The 1,560-nt window shown below is 32.9% G+C and carries 1 protein-coding gene; it reads left to right on the forward strand.

Features of this window, described 5'->3' with window-relative positions; all coding sequences use genetic code 11:
- Window positions 1-462: 462 nt before the first annotated feature.
- Complete coding sequence (locus LOK41_RS28085) at window positions 463-1,308, forward strand: AraC family transcriptional regulator (RefSeq protein WP_241819366.1); 846 nt, start codon at window positions 463-465, stop codon at window positions 1,306-1,308.
- Window positions 1,309-1,560 lie beyond the last annotated feature (252 nt).

Raw genomic sequence — 1,560 nt, forward strand, 5'->3', positions numbered from 1 at the left:
CAAAGAGACTCCGCCTTTTCAACGTACAATGAACTTCGACAATTACTAGCTACTTCCTAAAAATTGTTCCTCATTTACCAACCTGTTTATGCTTTTTTCAAACTTTGCAACAGAACCGTAATTCATCTTGAATCGAAAGATTCATAAAAGACGTTATCCTTTCTAAACAAGTTACCTAGAAAAAGATAAGAATATAAATTATTTTCAATAAATTACCCTAGAATTAAAATGGTGATTTTATATAAAGGAATCGACAAGTTATGTTAGAATATTATAAAAGTTATAAAAGAGAAATAATAAAAGTAAATAAAAAGAATATATAAACACCGGTGAACAAATAGTTCACCCTTATTTTACATTCTATTAAAGGGTGTATTTTTTGTACCGACATTTTTAGGCATGAAATGTCGGTTATTATTATCTATTATGTATTAAAGTAAATATTTGAAAGGAAGTAAACTTATGGATTGGCTAGAAAGAATGAATAATGCATTGGACTACATTGAGAATAGTTTGGATGAAGAAATAGATTACAAGAAGATTGCAAAGGCAGCTAATTGCTCTGAGTTTCATTTTTCAAGAATGTTTTCTTCAATCTCAGGTGTGTCGCTTTCAGAATATATTAGACGAAGACGTTTAACGCTTGCAGCATTTGAAATTCAAAAAAGTGATATTCGGATCATCGATGTAGCAATTAAATACGGTTATGTTTCTTCCGATGCTTTCTCACGTGCTTTTAAAAAAATGCATGGAATAACCCCTTCTAATGCTCGTAATAAAGGAGTACAGTTAAAAGCCTTTCCGAAAATTTCCTTCCAAATTTCTATTAAAGGAGGTACCGAGATGGATTACAGAATTGAAAACCTCGATTTTGAGTTAAGAATTGTAGGAAAGAGTAAACCTGTAAAAACAAGCAGCGCATTTAAAAAAATCCCTACACTTTGGAACACTGCGAAAAAAGACGGATTTATGCAAGAATTAATAGATATGTCATGGGAAAATCCAAAATGCACGCTTGAAAGCCTTTTGGGGGTTTGTGGAAAAGAAGCCGCCATAACAGATGAAGAATTTTCCTACTTTATGGGTGTAAGGTATGATGGGGAAGTATCAGCTGATATGGAAACATTAATTATTCCTGCAAGTACATGGGCAGTTTTTCCGAACATAGTGGATGCATGGAAACGCTTATATTCTGAGTGGGTCCCAACCTCTGAGTATGAACTTGCGAATTTACCGTGCATAGAATGTTATTACGGTCCGAAACATAAACCGAGACATGAACTCTGGGTCCCTGTTATACCGAAATAAAATACACATTCGATAAAAAAGAAGCTGTTTATGGAGTAATGAAAAAAACACTCTGAATTTAAATGCTTAGAAATTTGAGCTTTTTATATTGTGAGTAACCAAATCATGACCTGAAAACTTACGTTTCCGTTGTACAAAAGCTAGTTTTCTAGCAAGCTCTTCTAAAGTGTAAGATATCGATGTAATTCTTCAGCAAATAATTGGAGTTCACTTTGAATCGAAAGATTCATAAAAAACGTCATCCTTTCTAAT

It is taken from the genome of Bacillus sp. TL12 (assembly GCF_022625245.1).
Classification (GTDB): domain Bacteria; phylum Bacillota; class Bacilli; order Bacillales; family Bacillaceae_G; genus Bacillus_A.